Source organism: Micromonospora sp. NPDC023888, from assembly GCF_040639415.1.
GTDB lineage: Bacteria > Actinomycetota > Actinomycetes > Mycobacteriales > Micromonosporaceae > Micromonospora.
This window is the reverse complement of record NZ_JBEZZW010000004.1, coordinates 23,743-42,603: the sequence shown is the minus strand read 5'-3', so window position 1 is coordinate 42,603 and position 18,861 is coordinate 23,743. Positions and strand designations below refer to the sequence as shown.

19 protein-coding genes, 1 tRNA gene, 1 other RNA gene and 1 pseudogene are annotated in these 18,861 nt (G+C 70.5%); 9 read left to right on the top strand and 13 right to left on the bottom strand.

Annotated elements, in window-relative coordinates; all coding sequences use genetic code 11:
- Nucleotides 1-65: 65 nt before the first annotated feature.
- The 5 genes from AB0F61_RS04735 to AB0F61_RS04715 form a co-directional block, all read right to left on the bottom strand.
- Nucleotides 66-1,073, bottom strand: a complete 1,008-nt coding sequence (locus AB0F61_RS04735; RefSeq protein ID WP_357803309.1) for an ABC transporter permease — start codon at nucleotides 1,071-1,073, stop codon at nucleotides 66-68.
- A gap of 97 nt (nucleotides 1,074-1,170) precedes the next feature.
- Entirely contained in the window at nucleotides 1,171-2,841 is a 1,671-nt protein-coding gene (locus AB0F61_RS04730; protein WP_357803307.1) for an ABC transporter substrate-binding protein, read from the bottom strand.
- A gap of 245 nt (nucleotides 2,842-3,086) precedes the next feature.
- Nucleotides 3,087-3,680 (bottom strand): recombination mediator RecR, encoded by a 594-nt coding sequence (recR, locus tag AB0F61_RS04725; protein WP_357803305.1) that lies wholly within the window; start codon nucleotides 3,678-3,680, stop codon nucleotides 3,087-3,089.
- Between the two features lie 8 nt (nucleotides 3,681-3,688).
- Complete coding sequence (locus tag AB0F61_RS04720; protein ID WP_238433593.1) at nucleotides 3,689-3,997, bottom strand: YbaB/EbfC family nucleoid-associated protein; 309 nt, start codon at nucleotides 3,995-3,997, stop codon at nucleotides 3,689-3,691.
- 135 nt (nucleotides 3,998-4,132) lie between these two features.
- Nucleotides 4,133-5,335: a hypothetical protein gene (locus AB0F61_RS04715; RefSeq protein ID WP_357803304.1), complete on the bottom strand. Its 1,203-nt coding sequence runs from the start codon at nucleotides 5,333-5,335 to the stop codon at nucleotides 4,133-4,135.
- 120 nt (nucleotides 5,336-5,455) lie between these two features.
- Between AB0F61_RS04715 and AB0F61_RS04710 the strand changes: the two genes are divergently transcribed.
- A complete protein-coding gene (locus AB0F61_RS04710; RefSeq protein WP_357803302.1) occupies nucleotides 5,456-6,133 on the top strand; it encodes a DUF998 domain-containing protein in 678 nt (225 codons plus the stop codon).
- Here AB0F61_RS04710 and AB0F61_RS04705 read toward each other — a convergent pair.
- Entirely contained in the window at nucleotides 6,130-9,252 is a 3,123-nt protein-coding gene (locus AB0F61_RS04705; RefSeq protein ID WP_357803300.1) for a DNA polymerase III subunit gamma and tau, read from the bottom strand. The genes AB0F61_RS04710 and AB0F61_RS04705 overlap by 4 nt on opposite strands.
- A 203-nt stretch (nucleotides 9,253-9,455) precedes the next feature.
- Nucleotides 9,456-9,545: signal recognition particle sRNA small type (gene ffs, locus AB0F61_RS04700), an RNA gene on the bottom strand.
- A gap of 82 nt (nucleotides 9,546-9,627) precedes the next feature.
- On the opposite strand from ffs, the gene AB0F61_RS04695 reads away from it, so the two are divergent.
- Nucleotides 9,628-9,712 (top strand) — tRNA-Ser (locus tag AB0F61_RS04695).
- 70 nt (nucleotides 9,713-9,782) lie between these two features.
- On the opposite strand, the gene AB0F61_RS04690 is transcribed toward AB0F61_RS04695, so the two are convergent.
- Nucleotides 9,783-10,445 (bottom strand): pentapeptide repeat-containing protein, encoded by a 663-nt coding sequence (locus AB0F61_RS04690; protein WP_357803298.1) that lies wholly within the window; start codon nucleotides 10,443-10,445, stop codon nucleotides 9,783-9,785.
- 121 nt (nucleotides 10,446-10,566) lie between these two features.
- Complete coding sequence (locus AB0F61_RS04685) at nucleotides 10,567-11,004, bottom strand: YbaB/EbfC family nucleoid-associated protein (RefSeq protein WP_357803295.1); 438 nt, start codon at nucleotides 11,002-11,004, stop codon at nucleotides 10,567-10,569.
- Nucleotides 11,005-11,131: 127 nt separating this feature from the next.
- Between AB0F61_RS04685 and AB0F61_RS04680 the strand changes: the two genes are divergently transcribed.
- The gene (locus AB0F61_RS04680) at nucleotides 11,132-11,968 is read left to right on the top strand and encodes a methyltransferase domain-containing protein (RefSeq protein ID WP_357803293.1); all 837 of its coding nucleotides are present in this window, start codon (nucleotides 11,132-11,134) and stop codon (nucleotides 11,966-11,968) included.
- Nucleotides 11,969-12,157: 189 nt separating this feature from the next.
- Here the strand turns inward: AB0F61_RS04680 and AB0F61_RS04675 are convergent, their stop codons facing one another.
- Nucleotides 12,158-12,331: a hypothetical protein gene (locus AB0F61_RS04675; protein WP_357803291.1), complete on the bottom strand. Its 174-nt coding sequence runs from the start codon at nucleotides 12,329-12,331 to the stop codon at nucleotides 12,158-12,160.
- Between AB0F61_RS04675 and AB0F61_RS04670 the strand changes: the two are divergent.
- Nucleotides 12,300-12,551 (top strand): annotated as a pseudogene (locus tag AB0F61_RS04670) (Scr1 family TA system antitoxin-like transcriptional regulator); the annotation flags it as partial. The gene AB0F61_RS04675 and the pseudogene AB0F61_RS04670 sit on opposite strands and share 32 nt — an antisense overlap.
- On the top strand, nucleotides 12,542-12,736 hold the full coding sequence (locus tag AB0F61_RS04665) for a DUF397 domain-containing protein (RefSeq protein WP_357803289.1): 195 nt from the start codon (nucleotides 12,542-12,544) through the stop codon (nucleotides 12,734-12,736). The pseudogene AB0F61_RS04670 and the gene AB0F61_RS04665, both read left to right, overlap by 10 nt.
- Before the next feature lie 28 nt (nucleotides 12,737-12,764).
- On the opposite strand, the gene AB0F61_RS04660 is transcribed toward AB0F61_RS04665, so the two are convergent.
- The gene (locus tag AB0F61_RS04660; protein ID WP_357803287.1) at nucleotides 12,765-13,334 is read right to left on the bottom strand and encodes a TetR/AcrR family transcriptional regulator; all 570 of its coding nucleotides are present in this window, start codon (nucleotides 13,332-13,334) and stop codon (nucleotides 12,765-12,767) included.
- A gap of 84 nt (nucleotides 13,335-13,418) precedes the next feature.
- On the opposite strand from AB0F61_RS04660, the gene AB0F61_RS04655 reads away from it, so the two are divergent.
- Complete coding sequence (locus AB0F61_RS04655) at nucleotides 13,419-14,114, top strand: alpha/beta hydrolase (protein WP_357803285.1); 696 nt, start codon at nucleotides 13,419-13,421, stop codon at nucleotides 14,112-14,114.
- A 105-nt stretch (nucleotides 14,115-14,219) separates the two neighbouring features.
- The gene (locus AB0F61_RS04650; RefSeq protein WP_357803282.1) at nucleotides 14,220-14,777 is read left to right on the top strand and encodes a hypothetical protein; all 558 of its coding nucleotides are present in this window, start codon (nucleotides 14,220-14,222) and stop codon (nucleotides 14,775-14,777) included.
- Nucleotides 14,778-14,868: 91 nt separating this feature from the next.
- On the opposite strand, the gene AB0F61_RS04645 is transcribed toward AB0F61_RS04650, so the two are convergent.
- Nucleotides 14,869-15,741: an SDR family NAD(P)-dependent oxidoreductase gene (locus AB0F61_RS04645; protein WP_357803280.1), complete on the bottom strand. Its 873-nt coding sequence runs from the start codon at nucleotides 15,739-15,741 to the stop codon at nucleotides 14,869-14,871.
- Between the two features lie 90 nt (nucleotides 15,742-15,831).
- Between AB0F61_RS04645 and AB0F61_RS04640 the strand changes: the two genes are divergently transcribed.
- Both AB0F61_RS04640 and AB0F61_RS04635 read left to right on the top strand, forming a co-directional pair.
- On the top strand, nucleotides 15,832-16,431 hold the full coding sequence (locus tag AB0F61_RS04640) for a TetR family transcriptional regulator (protein ID WP_357803278.1): 600 nt from the start codon (nucleotides 15,832-15,834) through the stop codon (nucleotides 16,429-16,431).
- A gap of 116 nt (nucleotides 16,432-16,547) precedes the next feature.
- Nucleotides 16,548-17,042 (top strand): hypothetical protein, encoded by a 495-nt coding sequence (locus AB0F61_RS04635; protein ID WP_357803276.1) that lies wholly within the window; start codon nucleotides 16,548-16,550, stop codon nucleotides 17,040-17,042.
- Between the two features lie 33 nt (nucleotides 17,043-17,075).
- Here the strand turns inward: AB0F61_RS04635 and AB0F61_RS04630 are convergent, their stop codons facing one another.
- Complete coding sequence (locus tag AB0F61_RS04630; RefSeq protein ID WP_357803274.1) at nucleotides 17,076-18,689, bottom strand: carboxylesterase family protein; 1,614 nt, start codon at nucleotides 18,687-18,689, stop codon at nucleotides 17,076-17,078.
- Between the last annotated feature and the right edge of the window lie 172 nt (nucleotides 18,690-18,861).

The following is an 18,861-nucleotide window of genomic DNA, read 5'->3' as shown; positions in this document are numbered from 1 at the left end:
GCCGGGACGTGGCTTGTCGTCCCCGGGACGGGGAGCCGGCGTGCCGGCCTGGGTGATCGGGTCACTCATCGCACACGCACCCTCGGGTCGATGAAGGCGTAGGAGAGGTCGACAAGCAGGTTGACCACCACGAAGACCAGCGCGGCCAGCAGGATGATCGCCTGGAGCACCGGGTAGTCCCGGCCGCCGCTGATCGAGTCGGTGATCAGCGTGCCGATGCCACCCCAGTTGTAGACCTTCTCGGTGAGCACCGCGCCGGAGAGCAACGCACCGGTCTGTAGGCCGATGGTCGTGACCACGGGCAGGAGCGCGTTGCGCAGGATGTGCCGGCCGCGGATCGTACGGTGTCGCAGGCCCTTCGCCTCGGCGGTCCGTACGTAGTCCTCGTTGAGGACGTCGAGCACGCTGGCCCGGGTGATCCGCACGATCACCGCCAGCGGAATGGTGGCGAGCGTGATCGCGGGCAGGATCAGGTGCCACAACGCGTCGGCGCTGGCGTCGAACTCCCGGGTCAGCAGGCCGTCGAGCACGAAGAACCCGGTGACGTTCGTGTTGTCGAGTCCGGTGGTGAGGCGACCGGACGGCGGGAACCAGTGGATGTTCTGGGTGAAGACGTCCTTGAGCAGGTAGCCCAGGAAGAAGATCGGGATGGAGATGCCGAGCAGGGTGCCGGCGATGGTGAGGTTGTCCGGCCACCGTCCGCGCCAGCGGGCGGCGAGGTAGCCGAGCGGCACTCCGAGGCCGACGGCGATGATCATCGCGGCGAGGGCCAGCTCGATGGTGGCCGGGAAGGCGCGGCTGATCACCTCGGTGACCGGGTCACCGGTCCGGATCGAGTTGCCGAAATCGCCTGTCACCACCCGCTGCATGAACTTGCCGTACTGCACGAGGATCGGCTGGTCGTAGCCGAGCGCCTTGGTCAGCAGCACGCGACGCTCGGGCGTGGCCCGCTCGCCGAGCAGCGCCTCGACCGGGCCACCGGGCAGGTTCCGCAGCCAGATGAAGATCAGCGCCGACAGCGCTATGAGGGTCACCACCAACTGCAACAGGCGGCGGACTATGACTCGCAACATCTCTCACACACCAGACTCTCAAAGATCGCGGATCGGCCCGGGCCGGGAGAAACCCCGGACCCGGGCCGATCACGCCTACGGCCTCAGCCGAGGGACGTCACTTGCTGATGCTGACCGAGTTGAATCGCTCGTCGGTCAACGGGCTGGCCACCAGGCCCTTGACGTCCTTGGTGACGACGATGGCCGGCGGGGCGTGCCAGAGCGGAACGGCCGGCAGCCACTTGGCGGCGATGTCCCGGTTGACCTGCTCCCAGGCTGCCTTCTTGCCCGCGTCGTCGACCGTGCCGTCGGCCTTGGTGATGGCGTCGAACATCTCGGTCATCGACTGGTCGCCGAACTCGGTCTTGGCCCGGCCGAAGAACGTGCCGACGAAGTTGCCCGGGTCGTTGTAGTCACCCGTCCAGCCGAGGATGTGCAGGTCCTGCTTGCCGAACTGCTGCACGTCGTCCTTGAAGCCACCGTTCCACGGGCGAGGCACACCGTTGACCTTGATGCCGACGGCCTGGAGGTCGTTGGCGAGGACGGTGAAGATCTCCTGCGGGTTCGGCATGTACGGCCGGGTGACGTCCGGCGGGTAGTAGAAGTTGAGCGTCAGACCCTCGGCGCCAGCGTCCTTGAGGAGCTGCTTGGCCTTCTCCGGGTTGTACTCGTACTTCTGCACGTCCGGGGCGTAGCCGAGCACGGTGTCCGGCAGGAACTCGTCGGCGACCTTCGCGCCACCCGGGCCCTTGGTCTGCACCAGCTGCTGGCGGTTGAGGGCGTAGGCGATCGCCTGACGTACCCGCAGGTCCTTCAGCTTCGGGTTCTTCTGGTTGAGGCCGAGGTAGAGGACGTTGAACGCCGGACGGTTGACGACCTGGAAGCCCTCACCCTCGAGCGCCTTGCGGTCGGCCGGGGCCGGGAAGTCGATGCCCTGCACGGTGCCGGCACGGAGCTCCTGCTTGCGGGTGCTCTCGTCCTTGATGATCTTGATGATCATCTTGTCCACCTTGGCCTTCTCGCCAAAGTAGTCCGGGTTGCGGTTCAGGGTGATCTCGTTCTTGGCCTTGTCCCAGCCACCGAAGGTGAACGGGCCGGTGCCGACCGGGTTGGTGGTGGCGAAGGCGCTGTACTCGAACGAGTCGCCGTTCTGCTTCACCGTGTTGGCGTCGTACTTCTTCAGCGCCTCCGGGCTCGCGATCGACAGCGAGGTGAGCGCGAAGGCACCCGGGAAGGCGCCCTTGTACTGGTTGAGCGTGACGACCGCGGTGCCGTCGCCCTGCGCCTCACACTTGTTGTAGACCGGCTTGCCGGCGGCCTCGTTCTCGTTCTTGGCGAAGCCCCCGAAGACGTCCATGTAGTAGATCATCTGGGACTGGGCGGCAGCGCCCTTCATGTTGTACCAGCGATCGAAGTTGAAGCAGACCGCGGCGGCGTTGAACGGCGTACCGTCGTGGAACTTCACGCCCTGACGGAGCTTGAACGTCCAGACCTTGCCCTCCGGGTCGTGCTCCCAGCTCTCCGCCAGACCGCCCTGAAGCTCCGCGGTGCCCGGCTTGTGGCTCACCAGGGTGTCGAACATCTGCCGGACCGGCCGGAACGACTCACCGTCATCGTTGAAGATCGGGTCGAAGTTCTTCGGGTCACCGGCACCCGCGAAGATGAAGGTGCCGCCAGTCTTGGCCTCGCCACTGTCGCCGCGCTCGCTCTCCGCGCAGCCGGCCGCGCCGACCGCCAGAGCGGCAACGGCCGCGATGGCCACGGCCGTTTTTAGCCTTCTCGCCTGCATCTCTCACCTCTGTCATGCGCATGACCACGCCGAGCTGTGGCTCGGTCCGTGTGCGGGAGGCTATGACATGTCACACGCGAAGCGGAACGGGCGTTAGGCAATCGCTACCAAGCCGACACCTTGGGCCGAGGTCTGACAGTCGACGGCACGGTGAACACATGAAGCGACACATCGATCCGTGCCGGGCCGGACACCGGAACGAGGGCGGCACCGTCGATGACGGCACCACCCCCGCGCGGTACGACTCAGACGGCCCGGCGGCCCTCGAAAGCCCGTCCGAGGGTGATCTCGTCGGCGTACTCCAGGTCGCCGCCGACCGGCAGCCCGCTGGCCAGCCGGGTCACCGAGATCCCCATCGGCTTCACCATCAGCGCCAGATAGGTGGCGGTCGCCTCACCCTCGGTGTTCGGGTCGGTGGCCAGGATCAACTCCCGGATGCCGCCACCACCGAGCCGGATCATCAACTCCCGGATGCGGAGATTGTCCGGACCGATCCCCTCCAGCGGATTGATCGCGCCGCCCAGCACGTGGTAGCGACCGCGGAACTCACCGGTCCGCTCGATGGCGACCACGTCCTTGGGCTCCTCCACCACGCACAGCACCTCGTCGGTGCGGCGCGGGTCGCGGCAGATCCGGCACTGCTCGGACTCGGCCACGTTGTAGCAGGTCGTGCAGAACCGCACCAGCTCCTTGACCTTGCGCAGCGCGCCGGCCAACCGGTTGACGTCGGCAGGATCCGCCGACAGGACGTGGAACGCGATCCGCTGAGCGCTCTTCGGACCCACGCCCGGCAACCGGCCCAACTCGTCGATCAGGTCCTGGATGGCACCTTCGTACATCTGCCGGCTCAGAAACCGGGCAGGCCGAGGCCGCCCATGCCGCCGGCGACCGGGCCCATCTTGCGCTCGGTCAACTCCCGGGCCGCCTCGGCGGCGTTGTGCACGGCCGCGACGACCAGATCCTCAAGCGTCTCCACGTCGTCCGGGTCGACGGCCTTCGGGTCGATCTTGATGGCCTTGAGCTCACCAGCGCCGGAGACGGTAGCGGTGACCAGCCCACCGCCGGCGGTGCCGGTCAGCTCGGCCTCGGCCAACTCGGCCTGGGCGGCGGCGATCTGCTGCTGCATCTTCTGCGCCTGCTTCAGCATCTGCTGCATGTTCGGCTGTCCACCTGGGCGCACGGGATGGCTCCTTCTCGCACTCGTCTGCTCGGCCGCCGACCAGCCTATCCGCTGGGACCGACCTCGCCCCGCCCGGTGCGTCCGCCCACGCCGAGCCTTCGGGGCCACTGCTCAGAGCCGGTCGTACTGCTCACGAAGCAGGGACTCGACGACGGGCACGGTTTCCGATGGTCCGCCGACCACGCTGACGATCACGACGATCTCGGCCCGGCCCGCGACGGCCCACACGCCGGCCCGCTCGGCAGCAACGAAGACCGCCGACCCCGGCACGCCGGCGAGCGGGGTCGCCTCACCGGGAGTTGCCTGCCGCAAGTCGGCGTAGGAACGCTGGAACTGGTCAGCCGACGCCGACGAACTGAACTGGACCAGGGTGATCGCTACGGCAGCGTCGTCCGGACGCGTCCAGGCAGTGCCAGCCACGTGAACCACGTCGTCGCCCGTCTGGTCGGCGAGCAGGTTCGCCCGTGCCTCAGAGAGCGGCAGAATCCGGCCCAGGTCGACCCGATCGTCCGCTACGGCCGGCGCGGCGGGTGCCGAATCGGCGGGAGCCACCACCACAAGCGCGCCGAGGTCGGCGGGCTGCCTGTCCACCGAGTTGATCGCCCGCCAGGTGACCGTGCCAAGAAGGATGGCCACACCGAGAACCGCCAGCACGCCGACGATCGGCGCCGGTCGCCGCCACCACGGTGCCGCCGACTGGGCGATCCGACGTGAACTCTGCCAAACGAAGGGGGTCGAGTCCGGCGCAGCCGGCGGGTCTGTCGCGATGGGCTCTTCGGCGGGTACGGCAGTTGGGGCGGGTCGGACCTCCGGCGCGGCGGGGGTCGACAGCTCCGGCAGGGTCGTCACGGCGCGCATCAGCAACACCACCCCGAAGAGGCCGAGCCACACGCCGCCGAGGAGATCCGTACTGGGGTTGCCCTTGAGCGGAAAGCCGCTGACGTCAACGGCTGCCGTGCCGGGCAGGAGGGTGCCGACTGCCAGAACCACGCCGAGCAGCATCGCGGCCAGCCGCAGACCGAACCGCCACGGCGGGCGCAACCAGGCCACCACCAGCAGCACCAGCAGCGCTACCCACCCGACACACAGCGGTTGCCAGTAACCCGCAAGGTCGGTCAACGCCAACGTCCGCACCTCGGTCGGCGGACGAAGGCCGAGAAGCCGATCAACGACGGTCTGACCGGGGCGCACCGCCACCCACGAAATCGACCACGCCCAGAGCAGCGCGGCCAGACCAACGACCGCTTGCACTGCGGCCTTGACGTGGCGACGGCTGGTGTCGGCGGTCCCCTGTGGAGTGGAGGTAATCTTCATGGCGCACATCCTGACAGTGATGCCCCCACTTGAGTTGCCTTCCGGGTACGGCTACCCCCACCCCGAACCGGCCGTCTGGGGGTAGTGCGCCGGGACCCGTCGCACTGGTCTGCTCGTGGCATGAACCTCAACCGCACCGGCCGGGTCGGCGCGCTGTGCTGGCTCGCGGCCGCGCCCATCTTCCTCGTCGCCAGCCTGGTCACCGGGCTGCGCTGGCGACAGCCGGCCTACAGCTGGGCCACCCACAACATCAGCGACCTCGGCAACGCCCACTGCGGCATCTGGGACACCACCAGACCCCGCTACGTCTGCTCGCCCTGGCACCCGCTGATGAACGCCGCGACCCTGGTCACCGCCGTCCTGCTCGCCGCCGGGCTCCTGCTGACCTGGCGGCTCCTCGGCCGCGGCGGCGTGGTGCGCTCGGCGCAGATCCTCCTGCTGCTGGCCACCGGCGGGTACGCCCTCGCGGCCGTCTACCCGGCCGACGTCGACGAGAACCTGCACGTCCTCGGCGCATTCCTGATCATGGGAATGGGCAACGTCGGTCTGCTCCTCGCCGGCTTCGCGCCGGGCACCACGACGCTCGGCCGGTGGCGACGGCTCACCCTCGCCGCCGGGCTCGTCGCACTGGCCGGGACGGTGCTGTTCTTCGCCCAGCAGGGCATGGGGATCGGGGTGGGCGGCATGGAACGAGTCGCCGTGCTGCCCTTCCCCCTCTGGGCCTGCTGCCTCGGCGTCCTGCTCGCCGAGACGCCGGCCGACCAGGCGTCGCGCACCCGGTCGGCAGTGGCGAACTAGCGGGCGTCGACCTCGTCGATCTTTTCGGCCCCGAACGTCTCGCGCAGCAGCCGTACCGCCTGCTCCTCGCTGGACTCCCGAGCCGTCTTCTCGTCGATGATCTCGTCCAACGGCTCGTCGCCCGGGTCGAACCCCTCGTAGACCCGGGTCGCCGCGCCACCCGGCCGGCCGGCCCGCGCCGGGCCGTCGAAGTCCGGGTCGTAGGGCGGCTCGCCGGCCCACTCGGCGTCCGCGACGGGCCGGGCCGCCGCTCCGGTACGCACACCGCGCCCCGCCGCCGCCGCGCGAGCCGCGGCGATGGCGCTGCTCACCGGTGCGCCACCGGCTGTCGCCGGCTGCCGGGCCGCCGGTGTCGGGTTGCCCCGCCCGCCCGGGTTGCCGCCGCCGGCCGTCGGACCGGGGCGACCCGAACCGCCCGGGCCGCCGCCGTTGGTGCCACCACCGTTCGGGCCACCACCGTTCGCGCCGCCGCCGTGCGGGCCGCCGCCGTTCGGGCCGTTCGGGGTGGGTGCCGAGCCGGGGCCACCCGGTGCGGCATCAGGGCCTGGATCGTCCCCGGCCGACGCGCCACCCGGACGAGCGGCCTCCGGCCAGTCCTCGTCGTCGGTCGCCTCGGCGGCCGGCGCGCCACCGCCGGGACGGGCCGCCTCCGGCCAGTCGTCCTCGTCCGCCGCCGCGACCGGCTGCGCTACGCCCTGCCGGCCCGGAGCGTGCGCATCTGCCGACGCGGCGGGCTGCGTTCCGCCCTGTCCAGGCGAACCGTGAACGCCGAAGCTTTCTCCGCCCCCATCGGCACGCGCACCGCCTCCCGGCTGTCCACCACGGGCGCCCGAGCCGCCAACGTTTGTCGAGTTCGGGGCGGTGGGCGGCGCGGTCGCCGGGCCGGCGGCGCTGCTCGGATTCGGCACGGCCGGCGGTGCGGTCGTCGGGCCGGCAGTGGCTGACGAGTTCGGCACGGCCGGCGGTCCACCCGGCAGGCCGGCAGCCGCTGACGAGTTCGGCGCGGCGGGCGGCGCGCTCGCCGGGCCAGCAGCGCCTGACCAGTTCGGGGCGGCGGGCGGTGCGGTCGCCGGGCCAGCAACGGCTGACGAGTTCGGCGCGCCGGTCGGGCCGGCGGCGGTGTTCCCGTTCGGCGCGGCGGTGGGATTCGTCGCGGGGGCCGGGGCGGCGGGTCGGGCCGGCGCGGCGGACTGCGAGCGCTGCGGACCGGACAACGACACGCCACCGCGCTCACCGGCGACCTCGCAGCGGATCTGCCAGCGCCCGCCCAACTCCTCGTAGAGCGCGTCGGTGAGCACCGCCGCATGATCGGCCATCATCTTGGCCAGCACTGTCGACTTCACCGTGAGCACCAGCATGTCGCCGTCGAGTTCACGCACCACTGCGTCGCGCATCAGGGCGGCGATCCGCTTGTTGGTCCGGTTGACCTTGCCAACCACATCGGGCCAGACGCGGCGGACCGCGACGGCGTCCAGCGCCGCGGCCGGCGCGTCCGGTCGGGGCGGCTGGGGCGTGGCCGGGTCGGGCAGCACCGCCGACGGTGGCACCACACGACGTGGGGCCGGCCCGGCGGGCGAAACGGGTGCCGACCCGGCGACCGCCGACGCACCGGGTGACGCCGGGATCGGCGAGTCGGCCGCCGAGACGTGCGAGGCCGGCGCACCGGAGGTCGGACCGTGTGCGGCAGACGCACCGGAGGTCGGAGCCGGTGCGCCAGCGACCGGGCCGTGCGAGGTAGGTGCGGCGGAGACCGCAGCAGCCGACGCGGGAGCACCCGGGACCGCAGCGCTGTGGGTCGGGGACGCGGCCGGGTCGACCGCCCAGGGCGGTGCGGAGGTCGGGGCGTTGACGGGTGCTGGGTTCGCGGCAGCCGGGACCGGGGTGCCCGGCTGTGGGCGTACTCCCGGGTGGGCGGCCGGAGCGGAGCCGGCGGCGGCCGACGGCGCGTCGGTGCCACCCAGGGTGAGCCGGCGTTCCATGCGTTCGAGGCGTTGGAGCAGGCCACCTGTGGAGTCGTCCGCGCCGGGCAGCAGCATCCGGGCGCAGATCAGCTCCAGCAGCAGGCGGGGCGCGGTGGTGCCGCGCATCTCCACCAGCCCGTTGTGCACGATGTCGGCGCAGCGGGACAGCGTGGCCGAGCCGAGTTGTGCGGCCTGGGCGGCCATGCGCTCGATCTGGTCGCCGGGAGCGTCGATCAGACCCTTCGCGGCGGCGTCCGGCACCTGCTGCATGACGATCAGGTCGCGGAGCCGCTCCAGCAGGTCGGAGGCGAACCGGCGCATGTCGTGCCCGGCCTCGGCGACCCGGTCGACGGTGGCGTACGCGGCCGCGCCGTCACCGGCGGCCAGCGCGTCGCACATCTCGTCGATCAGCGCGGAGTCGGTGACCCCGAGCAGCGCGACGGCCCGGGCGTAGCTGACCCCCTCCGGGCCGGCGCCGGCGATGAGCTGGTCGAGCACGGAGAGGCTGTCCCGCATGCTGCCGCCACCGGCGCGCACCACAAGGGGGAAGACCGCCGGCTCGACGGCGACGCCCTCGGCCTGGGTGAGTTGCTCCAGGTACGGGCGGACCACCTTCGGCGGAAACAGCCGGAACGGGTAGTGGTGGGTCCGCGACCGGATGGTGCCGAGGACCTTCTCCGGCTCGGTGGTGGCGAAGATGAACTTGACGTACTCCGGGGGCTCCTCGACCAGCTTGAGCAGGGCGTTGAAGCCCTGGGTCGAGACCATGTGCGCCTCGTCGATGATGTAGATCTTGAAGCGGCTGCTGGCCGGCGCGAAGAAGGCACGCTCACGCAGCTCGCGGGCGTCGTCGACACCGCCGTGGCTGGCCGCGTCGATCTCGATCACGTCGATCGAGCCGGCACCGTCGGTGGCCAGCGAGCGGCAGGAGTCACATTTGCCGCACGGCTCGGGGGTGGGGCCCTGCTCACAGTTGAGCGAGCGGGCCATGATCCGGGCGCTGGTGGTCTTGCCGCAGCCGCGCGGGCCGGAGAAGAGGTAGGCGTGGTTGAGCCGCCCGCTGCGCAGCGCCTGCGACAGCGGCTCGGTCACGTGCTCCTGACCGATGACCTCAGCGAAGGTACGCGGCCGGTACTTGCGGTAGAGCGCCAGCGTCACTCGTCCCGCCTCCTCTCGACCGAGCCATTCTGCGCCGGTCGGGCGCGGGTGACCACCCACCCCGCCGGGACGCCTGGGCCCTCGGGCTTGATCGACTCGGCCGCCGCGCTTGATCGACTCGGCTTCCTGGAAATCGGGGTGTCCGCATGCCCGGGATGCCCCGACATCACGGATGCCGAGTGGATCAACCGGCCCACAGACAAAAAGGCCTCCCGTGCACCCGGCAGAGCTCGCTTATCCTTGCTGCCTTCCGGCCCTGGGGAGGTTCACGAGATACCGCCGCACGGGAGGTGCCGCCAAGCCTACCCGACCGCCCGTCGATCTTCAGGGGGTGGTGGGGTGGCCCGGCCGGCGGGGGCCTGTATCCTGGCTCGCGGAGGATTCGCCTAGAGGCCTAGGGCGCACGCTTGGAAAGCGTGTTGGGTTTACACCCTCACGAGTTCGAATCTCGTATCCTCCGCTCGCCTGAGCTGCACCAACGACAGGGCCGGCCCCACGGGGACCGGCCCTGACTCGTCTCCGCGGTGGCGTCAGCCCACCACCTGGACACTCTCCGCGCCCTGCGCCGAGAGCCACGTTTCGAGTTCCCCGCCGCCGAGGGACCGGGTCGCGCCCTCGTCCACGAAGACCGGGCCGACGACTGCCCCCTTCGCGCCGTCGAGCTGGCAGCCGACCATCCGCGCGCCGCTCAGCACCGTCGGCATGCTGGTGCCGCCGAGCGTGCACCAGCGCAGGCTGGCGTACTCAAGGTCGGCCCCGCGCAGATCCGTTCTGTAGAGCTTGGCGGAATTGAGGATCGCGTGACTGAGATCGGCACCGTCCAGCACGGCGTCGTCGAGGTGCGCCGCGAACAACCGCGCCGAGCGGAACCGCGCCTCACCCGCCGTGCAGCCCACCATGTCCGCCTTGGTCAGGTCGGCCGAGGAGAAATCCGCGCCCCGCACCTCGGCATTCGTCAGGTTGGCGCCACCGAGGTTGGCGTCCTCGAACCGAACGCCGGCAAGCTGGGAGTTGGCGAGATAGGCGCCGGCCAGGTCGAGACGGCTGAGGTCCGCGCCGCGAAAATCAAGAAAATCACCCGACAGGTACGCCCCGGCCGAAGAGTCGGCGAACCACTCCGCGAGCGCTGCCCGAGCGTCGGGGCTGCCCGGCCACCGGAGGACGTCGCCGCTGGTCCGCCTGTACGTGCTCATCTGTCGAACGCCACCGTGCCGTGCCACGCGGGGGGCGCGCCGGCGGCGGCGCGCCCCGACAGAACACGGTCAGCGACCCGCGCCGGGATATCGGCCAACGCGCGCGGCGACAGGCCGGCTGTCACCACCGGTCGTGCTGCTCGCTTGGGCCGTCCACCGCGGGGTTGGCGTCGCGTAACTGCTGCCCGACGCGTTCGGCGATTGCCCGAGCCGCGGGCGAGTCGGTCCCCAGGGTCTCGCCGATGACCTCCTGGGCGCGGTCGGCCAGTTGCCGCTTGGCCAGACCGATCGTGCTCATGATCGTGCGGGCGACGACATCCGGTGCGACTCGTTGGATCCGCTGGCCGAGCCGTAGGTCGACGAGTGCCCCCGCGGAGTCAACAGTGACCTCGACCAGCCCGTTGCCGTCGGCGACCGTCACCCGCAACTCCTGGACCCGCTCGCTCATCGCGTCCGTGGCGGTCGCCAACTGGTCCAGGCGCCCCTTCCACTCCGCCAGCCGATCCATCGCGCCGTCCGGATCCAGCAGCCCGCCCGCGTTTGGCACCTCGGCAGTCATGTGTCCCCTCGGTCGCTCAAGGTGATCATGTGAGCTGACGGAGATTAACATGAGCCGGCGTCCGCGACCGTCCACGCGAGACGCCACAATCCGCCCGTACGCGCCGCCCTGTGGTTTCATCGACGTCGTGACCGAGGCGACGTGGCAGTGGGACGAAACCCTGTACGCGGGCAGCGCCCGCCACTACGGCGTCGGACGGCTGCCCTACCCGGCCAGTCTCGCCGAGAGCATCAGTACCGCGCTCGACCTCGACGGCACCGGTCGACTCCTGGACGTGGGCTGCGGGCCCGGATCGTTGACGCTGCTGCTCGCGCCCCTGTTCGAGGCGGCGGTGGGCGTCGACGCCGACCAGGACATGCTCGCCGAGGGGCGGCGCAGAGCTGACGGCGTCGGGGTGCTCAACGTCGAGTGGCGACACCTGCGCGCCGAGGCTCTGCCGGCCGACCTGGGTGCCTTCCGGGTGGCCACGTTCGCCCAGTCGTTCCACTGGATGGACCGCCCGCTCGTGGCCCGTCGCGTCCGCGACATGCTCACGCCCGACGGGGCCTGGGTCCACGTCGGTGCCAACACACATCAGGGCGCGCCCGGGGACGACCCGCTGCCGTACCCCCGAGCACCCTGGCAGCAGATCGACGAGCTGGTCGCCAGTTATCTGGGGCCGATCCGTCGGGCCGGCCAGGGGCTGTTGCCAGCGGGCACCCCCTCCGGTGAGGGCGAGATCATGCGCGAGGCGGGCTTCACCGGCCCCACCCAGATCATTGTCGAACAGAAGATCGTCGTGGAACGCTCGGTGGACGAGGTCGCCTCGGCGGTTTTCTCGCTGTCCAGTTCGGCACCGCACCTGTTCGGCGACCGGCTCCCGGCCTTCTCGGCGGATCTGCGCCAACTCCTGACGACGGCAGCACGAGACGGCCGCTTCGCCGAGCGGCGACGGGACATCGAGGTGGCGATCTGGCGACCCTGACATCCGGGGTCGCTGCGGGCATCCGGGGCCGCTGCGGGGAGCATGCCCAGGGTGCGTGGCTGTAGAGATGCGCGCCTGTAGAGCTGCCCCACTTGTGGGGCAGCTCTACAGGCAGGCGCGGACCCAGGAGAGGGAACCCGGTCCGGCCCAGGCGAAGCAGCCCGATCCGGCGCCGACGCGACAGCTCGGTCAGGCACGGGCGCGGGTCCAGGAGAGGAAGCGGTCGCTCAGCCGGGCGGGGTCCACCTCGGGTAGCTGTTCGCCGGCCTCGGCCTGGAGCGTCGCCAGGTAGACGGTCAACGCCAGCCGGTCGTGCCGGTATTCGCCGAAGCCGCACATCCGGGTGCACGTCGTGCCCAGCACGGTCGGTGCCTACGCCGGCCTCAACGGGCCGTTCGTGATCGCCCACAGCCATGACCACCGGGTCGCCGGCTACCTCGACAACCAACTCCAGGGCCAAGTCGCTAGCGACCCCGAGGACATCGCGGCCATGATGGCGGCATGGGAGAACGTGCGCGGGGAGGCGCTGTCCCACCGGCAGTCGGTCGATCTCATCAGGGAAGTGGCGGAGTCATGGAGCTGAACGGCGGCGCCCGGTGGCGCAAGAGCAGCCGCAGCAGCGGCAACGGTGGCGCGTGTGTGGAGGTCGCCGACAACCTGCCCGGCGTCGTCGGCGTACGGGATTCCAAGGACCCGACCGGCCCGGCGCTCGCCTTCGCGCCGACGGCCTGGCGCGCGTTCGTCAGTCAGCTCGCCCGGCGGGCCTGACCACCCACGCCCGCGGGCTGAGCCGCATTCAACGCCCTCTACCGGCCAGCAGGTCGAGGAAGGCGGCGAACGCCTCCCCCGCACGGTCGTGCTCGCCTGTCGCTCGGTCGTCGAGCAGCAGCCCACGCACCACCCCGAGGACCAACGTGGCCAGCACGTCGGCCCGGGGGTGACAGTCGGCGCGCGGCCCGGCGGTGATCGTGGGCAGCCAGTCGTGCACCGCCATCACCGGGAAGTTCGGCCACGGCGTCTCGGCCGACGGCAGCGCGTGCACGACGCTGAACAGGCGGACGTAGCGGCGGGCAGCCGGGCCGGAGAGGGTCGCCCAGGCCGAGGCCAGGGTGTCGACGTACGGGGTGCCGGGGCGGTGCCGCAACGCATCGTCGAACAGCGCCCGCTGCCGCCGCCGGGCCTCGATCAGCGCCGACCGGACGAGCCGATCCTTCGTGGCGAAGTGGTAGATCAGCATGCGTGGGCTGACTCCAACCGCCGCCGCGACCGGCGTCAACGAGGTGACGGGGAGTCCATGCTCCAGCAGGTGTCCGACGCACCCGTCGAGGAGCCGCTCGCGGATCTCCGGCTGCTGACGGCGTCCCATCCCGCCACTTTTTCACGTAACGATCGGTACGTCTAACGTCGATGGCGGAGCGGATTGGTGCGGGTCCGCGGGACGGAGACGATGATGATTGTGGTGTTCGTGCACGGAGCCTGCGTCCGCGACGGGGAGTGGTGGTGGTCGCGGGTCGCGGATGCGCTGCGAGCCGACGGGCTGGCCAGCGTCGCGGTCCGGCTGCCGAGTTGTGGTGAGGTGACGGGTGCCGCGTCCGACTTCGCGGCCGACGTCGCGGAGACCCGACGGGTGCTACGCGAGGTCGGCCCGGCGGTGCTGGTGGGGCACTCCTACGGCGGGGTGGTCGTGACCGAGGCCGCCAACGCCGGCGAGGTGGCTCATCTGGTGTACGTCAGCTCGTTCCTGCCGGAGGTGGGGCAGGCACTGGCTCACCTCGGCCCGGCGGAACCGGCCCCCTACCTGGATTTCTCCCCGGAGGGCACATTTGGCGTACGACGCGAGATGCTGCGCGAACGGTTCCTTCAGGACTGCGACGAGCAGGCGGTGAAGGGAGCGGTCGCTCGCCTGACCCGACAGGAGGCTTCGGTGCTCACCGCTCCGGTCCGGCACGCGGCTTGGCGTCATCTGCCGTCGACGGCGATCGTCTGCGCCGAGGATCGGGCCACGCCACCCGCTCTGCAACGGTCCCAGGCCGCCCGCGCGACCTGGACCGTCGAACTACCTACCGGCCATCACCCGATGCTCTCCCATCCGCATCTGCTCGCCGACGCGGTGCGGACCGTCGCGGTGCGGCCGGGCCGGGTCTGACCCGCCCGGAGGGCCGGCAACACCGGTACGGTTCCAAAGACCGACGGACGGGCAATACCGTCGTACACATGTTCTATCCACAGGCTGTGGACGGCGGAGAGGTCGATGGGTTACCAGCTCAGCGCGGTGGTCGCGGACGCCGAACTGCTCCGCGAGCAGACCGCCGAGCTGGATCACGCGGTCCTCGGCGAATTGCGCCAGGACTTCGCGCTGCTGCCGGTCACCCCGCAGTTGATCGTCGAGCTGACCGGGTCGCTTCCCGATTACGCGGCGGACGATCCCAGCGCCCAGCAGCCGTTCGGGCTGGTGTTGTCGCCGCCGCTCGTCGAGTTGCTGGCGGCCTGGTCCACGTCGGGGCCGGTGGCGTACCTGGAGGCGGAGTTCTTCGGCGGCGAGGGTTACCAGTCGGCGGCGGTGTGGCTGGGCGGGACGCTGTCGTGGGGTCCACACTTCGACGACGTGTTGGACGCGCCGCGGGGGCAGTGGCCGATCAATGCGGCGCTGACCCGGCTCGGTGTCGAGCCCGGCGAGTGGATCGACCCGTTCGCCGAACTGGGGTTGCACCTGGAACGGAACACCGACGGCTGGCTGGCGCACGGGCGGCGTCGACTCAGCGCCGACTACTGGGACGAACTGGTCGAGCAGTGGGAGGAAGACCGCTGACCGCCCGGCTCGACCCGCGCTCTACGGGGCAGGTCTCACTGATCGCGGACGGCGTGATTCTCGGACGTGGTGGTGACCGAGCTGACTCGGCCTAGCCGGCGAGCTTCTCGCAGAGCGCCCAGATGGTGTCGCGGTTGTGCCGGTCGAGGACCGCGTCGGGCCACGCGGTGCGCTGGGACCGGCTGTTGACGTAGGTCCCGTGCATTCCCTGTGCCTGTGGGCTGGAGGCGAGGTAGATGCTCGACTGCGACGCCTTGACCACCGCTCGGTGTCCGTAGAGGACCGGCAACGCGAGACGGAGCAGCGGGACGATGGGCCGCGCCAGCGTTGGGTAGGTGTGGATGGTCAGGCCCTGGTTCATCGAGGTGTACGCGTGGCCGGGGTAGGCCACATTGAGGGTCACATCGGTCCCGGCCAGGCGTTCGGCGAACGTGTAGCTCATCGCCATCAGCGCCAGCTTGGTCTGGTTGTAGAACGACAGCCCGACATAGGACTTCTCACCTTGCAGGTTGTCGAGGTCGATTCGTCCTCGCGGAATGCCGCCGGTGATGTTGATGACGCGGGCCGCTGGGACACGTTTCAGCGCCGGCAGCAGCAGGTGGGTAAGCGTGTACGGGGCGACGACGTTGGCGGCGAAGGCGGTTTCGATGCCGTCCTCGGTCAGCTCGCGTCGTTCTCTGGTCACGCCGACGTTGTTGATCAGCACGTCCACGCTGCCGTACCGCGCGGTCACCTGGTCGGCCAGTCGGTGCAGATCTCGTCGCCGGGTCAGATCGGCGGTAAGCGTGTCGACGGTGCCGTTGCCGGTGTCGCGCTGGAGCTCCACTGCCGCAGCGGCTGCCCGACCGGGGTCGCGCCCGACGAGGACGACACGGGCGTCGAGCCGAGCCAGCCCGCGGGCGGTTTCCTTGCCGATTCCGCCCGTGCCGCCGGTCACCAGGACGGTTTTGCCGTTCAGCGTCATCGCTGTCGCCTCCCTCTACTCAGGTCGACATCAATATACGACACCGAGTGACAGATTCGACATTTGATGTCGTGAAGTAGACTTCGGTGCGTGGCTGATGGACTACGGGAACGCACGCGGCGCGCGGTTCGCGCAGAGCTCGCCCGAGTGGCGCTGGACCTGTTCGCGGCACGCGGGTTCGACGAGACAACTGTCGACGAGATCGCCCAGGCCGCCGGGCTGACCAAACGCAGCTTCTTCCGTTACTTCCCGGCGAAGGAAGACGTCGTGTTCGGAGGGGTGGACGTCACCGGCGAACAGGTCGTCGAGGACATCCGCGCACGGCCCGCCGACGAGGACCCGTGGGAGTCCCTGCACCAGGTGCTGAGCCAGTGGGAACGGCAGATCCACACGTCCGAGCAGACGCTGTCCAGCCTCCGCCTGATCGAGTCGACCCCGTCGCTGCATGCCCGCCTGTATCAGAAGCGGGCACAGTGGCGCCGACACGTCAGCGACGCCTTGCGCGATCGACCGGGCGTGCAACTCGACCCGTTCGACGCGGAGCTCCTCACCAACGCCGCGGCCACGATCCTCGACACGGTGTCGCAGGAGTGGCTGCGTTCCGACGGCACCGCCGACCGGGCGGCGCTACTTGACCGCGCCTTCGCGTTCCTGCATCCGGCAGCCACCATGCCGCAGAAGATGCCCTGACACATCCCGCAGGCCGCTCAGAAAAACGGGAACGGGCAGCAACCTGAACGCTCCCGTCCCGTTGGGGACTGGGGGATTCCATGAAATTGCGACAATTTGCGTTTATTGCCACGCTGATGACTGCTGCCTCGATTGCTGGCAGTGGAGTGCCGCCGACCGGGCCGATCCCGGACGGCCGGCCCGCCGGCAGCGTGGAGATCATTGACCTGAACGGCCTGCGCAACATCGAGTTCGGTGACACCGAGGAGGAACTGACCCGACGCGGCATCCTGCTCACCAACCTGGACGCCTGCGGGCCGACGCTCGCCGGTCACGACACGGTCAGCCCGGTCTTCGTGGAGGACAAACTGGTGCTGCTCTGGGTCGGTGACCCGATGCGGACACCGGAGGGCATCACCGCCGGTTCGCCCATCGACGAGGTTTGGGCCCGCTATTCGCTGGTCACCCGACTGCGCGCTCCACAGGGGACGCACCGTCTCGACGGGCTGCTCGCCCGCAGCGGCGACCGCGCGTACCTCTTCCTGCACGACGGACGCACGGTCCGGAAAACCATCGCCGGGTACGCCGACTGGGCCCGCCGCCTCTTCGAGGAGGGTGCGGGCCCATGCTGACCGGCGCCTGTCACACCCAGCCGGGCGACGACATCAACGCAGCGACCGCCAGAAGTCGTACGAGTGGGCTGCGGCGAAGCTCGTCGTGCCCGACGCCCTGCCACCGGCGAACACCCGCGCGTACGGGGCGGCACCGTGCAGTCGGGGCCAGCCGGCCCGACCCGTCCGGGCGAAGTCGCTCCAGACCCGGACCATCTCGTCGCCGAGCCGCTGCTGGGTCGGCGTGAGCGCCTCGGCGTAGTCGACGGTGAACAGGTACGGCAGTTCCGCGCAGTGGTACGCCCCGGCGGGGAAGGTCGGCTCGGGCCCCTGCGTGAAGAACGGCGCGTCGTCGTCAGCGAACTCGTACAGGTACGTCGGTACGCGGCGGGCGAAAGCCAACGCGGCGGAGTAGATCGGCTCGGCGTAGTCGTGGTCGGTCAGCACCGCACCCAACGTCTCGCTGGGAAACTGCGTGCCCTTGCGGGGATACCGGGCCAGCACCTGCTCCGCCCGGTCACCGAACATCCCGCGTACCTGGTCCCGGTACTGGTCGTCGGTGAGCGGGCACGACTCGGACTCATCCCCCGGCTCCGGCTGCGGCTCGGGGCAGTTCAGTCCGCTGTGCTCCATGCCCCACACCACGAGGCGCGATTCGTCGCGGTTCATCCCGGTGAGCACGGGCACCGGATGCAGCTTTCCGGCGGCCAGCGCCGCGGCCGGGTCCACCGGCAACGTGCGGCCGTCGACGACCGGGCCGAGGTCGACACCCGCACCCGGGTAGCCGGCCGTTTCGACCAACCGGGCGGGGTCACGCCCACGCAGGCAGGCGGCGACCGTGCCCGGGTCGGTGCAGCCGATGTTCTGGGCGAGCTCCTCGGCCGCCCTGGCCGCCTCGACCCGGGTCTGCACCGGGTTGGCGCACGAGTTGCTCTGCACAATCGCGCGGTGGAACAGGCCGGCGGAGCCCGGTGCGGCGAGGTGCGCGCAGACGCTCGTCGCCCCGGCGGACTGGCCGAACAGCGTGACGTTGCCCGGGTCACCCCCGAAGGCCGCCGCGTTGTGCCGCACCCACCGCAGCGCGGCCTGCTGATCCTGCAACCCGAAGTTTCCGGTGACTCCATCGGGGCCAGCCAGCGCCGGATGCGCCAGGAACCCGAGCGCGCCGAGCCGGTAGTTCACAGTGACCACTACGACATCGCCGTCGGCCGCCAGTCGCTGCCCGTCGTACACGTCGCCCCTGCCGAACCGGAAGTCCCCGCCGTGCAGCCACACCATCACCGGTCGGGGCGTCCGTGCGGCGGTACGCGGGGTCGTGACGTTCAGGTGGAGGCAGTCCTCGGCCACCGAGGCACTGTCCATCGGCAGCCCCTGCAGTTGGGCGCAGGCAGCACCGGGCTTCGTCGCGTCGCGGATGCCGGTCCAGACCGGACCCGGCTGCGGTGGTGCCCAGCGCAGCGCGCCCAGCGGCGGACGGGCGTACGGGATGCCCTGGAACGACAGGTGGTTCGCCGAGACGCTGCCGCGTACCGCGCCCTGGTCGGTTCGAACGACGGCCGCGCTCGGGCGGTCGTTCGCCGCGGCGGCCGGGTCGATGGCCAGCGCGGGCGTGAGGAGCGCGACAGCGCCCATCACGACGGCCCACCGGGGGTACGGGATCCTGGTCATGACTCTCCCCATTGTCGAGGTCGGTACGGCGTACGAGCCGTGTTGCGGTGAGCATGCCGATCCGTCGATCGTTCGCCCAGGGAGCTCTAGTACGCCGGGCCCAGCGACAGGTGACCATCGACGGGGCGGCTGTGGGCGCTCTAGTGCGCTACGGTCCTCGACGACCGCCGGG

Coding starts and splice junctions, on each gene's coding strand:
- recR (WP_357803305.1), bottom strand. CDS start 3,680: ATGTACGAAGGTGCCATCCAGGACCTGATCGACGAGTTGGGCCGGTTG.
- AB0F61_RS04710 (WP_357803302.1), top strand. CDS start 5,456: ATGAACCTCAACCGCACCGGCCGGGTCGGCGCGCTGTGCTGGCTCGCG.
- AB0F61_RS04635 (WP_357803276.1), top strand. CDS start 16,548: ATGACTGCTGCCTCGATTGCTGGCAGTGGAGTGCCGCCGACCGGGCCG.
- AB0F61_RS04650 (WP_357803282.1), top strand. CDS start 14,220: ATGGGTTACCAGCTCAGCGCGGTGGTCGCGGACGCCGAACTGCTCCGC.
- AB0F61_RS04690 (WP_357803298.1), bottom strand. CDS start 10,445: ATGAGCACGTACAGGCGGACCAGCGGCGACGTCCTCCGGTGGCCGGGC.
- AB0F61_RS04660 (WP_357803287.1), bottom strand. CDS start 13,334: ATGGGACGCCGTCAGCAGCCGGAGATCCGCGAGCGGCTCCTCGACGGG.
- AB0F61_RS04645 (WP_357803280.1), bottom strand. CDS start 15,741: ATGACGCTGAACGGCAAAACCGTCCTGGTGACCGGCGGCACGGGCGGA.
- AB0F61_RS04715 (WP_357803304.1), bottom strand. CDS start 5,335: ATGAAGATTACCTCCACTCCACAGGGGACCGCCGACACCAGCCGTCGC.
- AB0F61_RS04630 (WP_357803274.1), bottom strand. CDS start 18,689: ATGACCAGGATCCCGTACCCCCGGTGGGCCGTCGTGATGGGCGCTGTC.
- AB0F61_RS04655 (WP_357803285.1), top strand. CDS start 13,419: ATGATTGTGGTGTTCGTGCACGGAGCCTGCGTCCGCGACGGGGAGTGG.
- AB0F61_RS04730 (WP_357803307.1), bottom strand. CDS start 2,841: ATGCAGGCGAGAAGGCTAAAAACGGCCGTGGCCATCGCGGCCGTTGCC.
- AB0F61_RS04685 (WP_357803295.1), bottom strand. CDS start 11,004: ATGACTGCCGAGGTGCCAAACGCGGGCGGGCTGCTGGATCCGGACGGC.
- AB0F61_RS04735 (WP_357803309.1), bottom strand. CDS start 1,073: ATGTTGCGAGTCATAGTCCGCCGCCTGTTGCAGTTGGTGGTGACCCTC.
- AB0F61_RS04665 (WP_357803289.1), top strand. CDS start 12,542: ATGGAGCTGAACGGCGGCGCCCGGTGGCGCAAGAGCAGCCGCAGCAGC.
- AB0F61_RS04720 (WP_238433593.1), bottom strand. CDS start 3,997: ATGCAGCAGATGCTGAAGCAGGCGCAGAAGATGCAGCAGCAGATCGCC.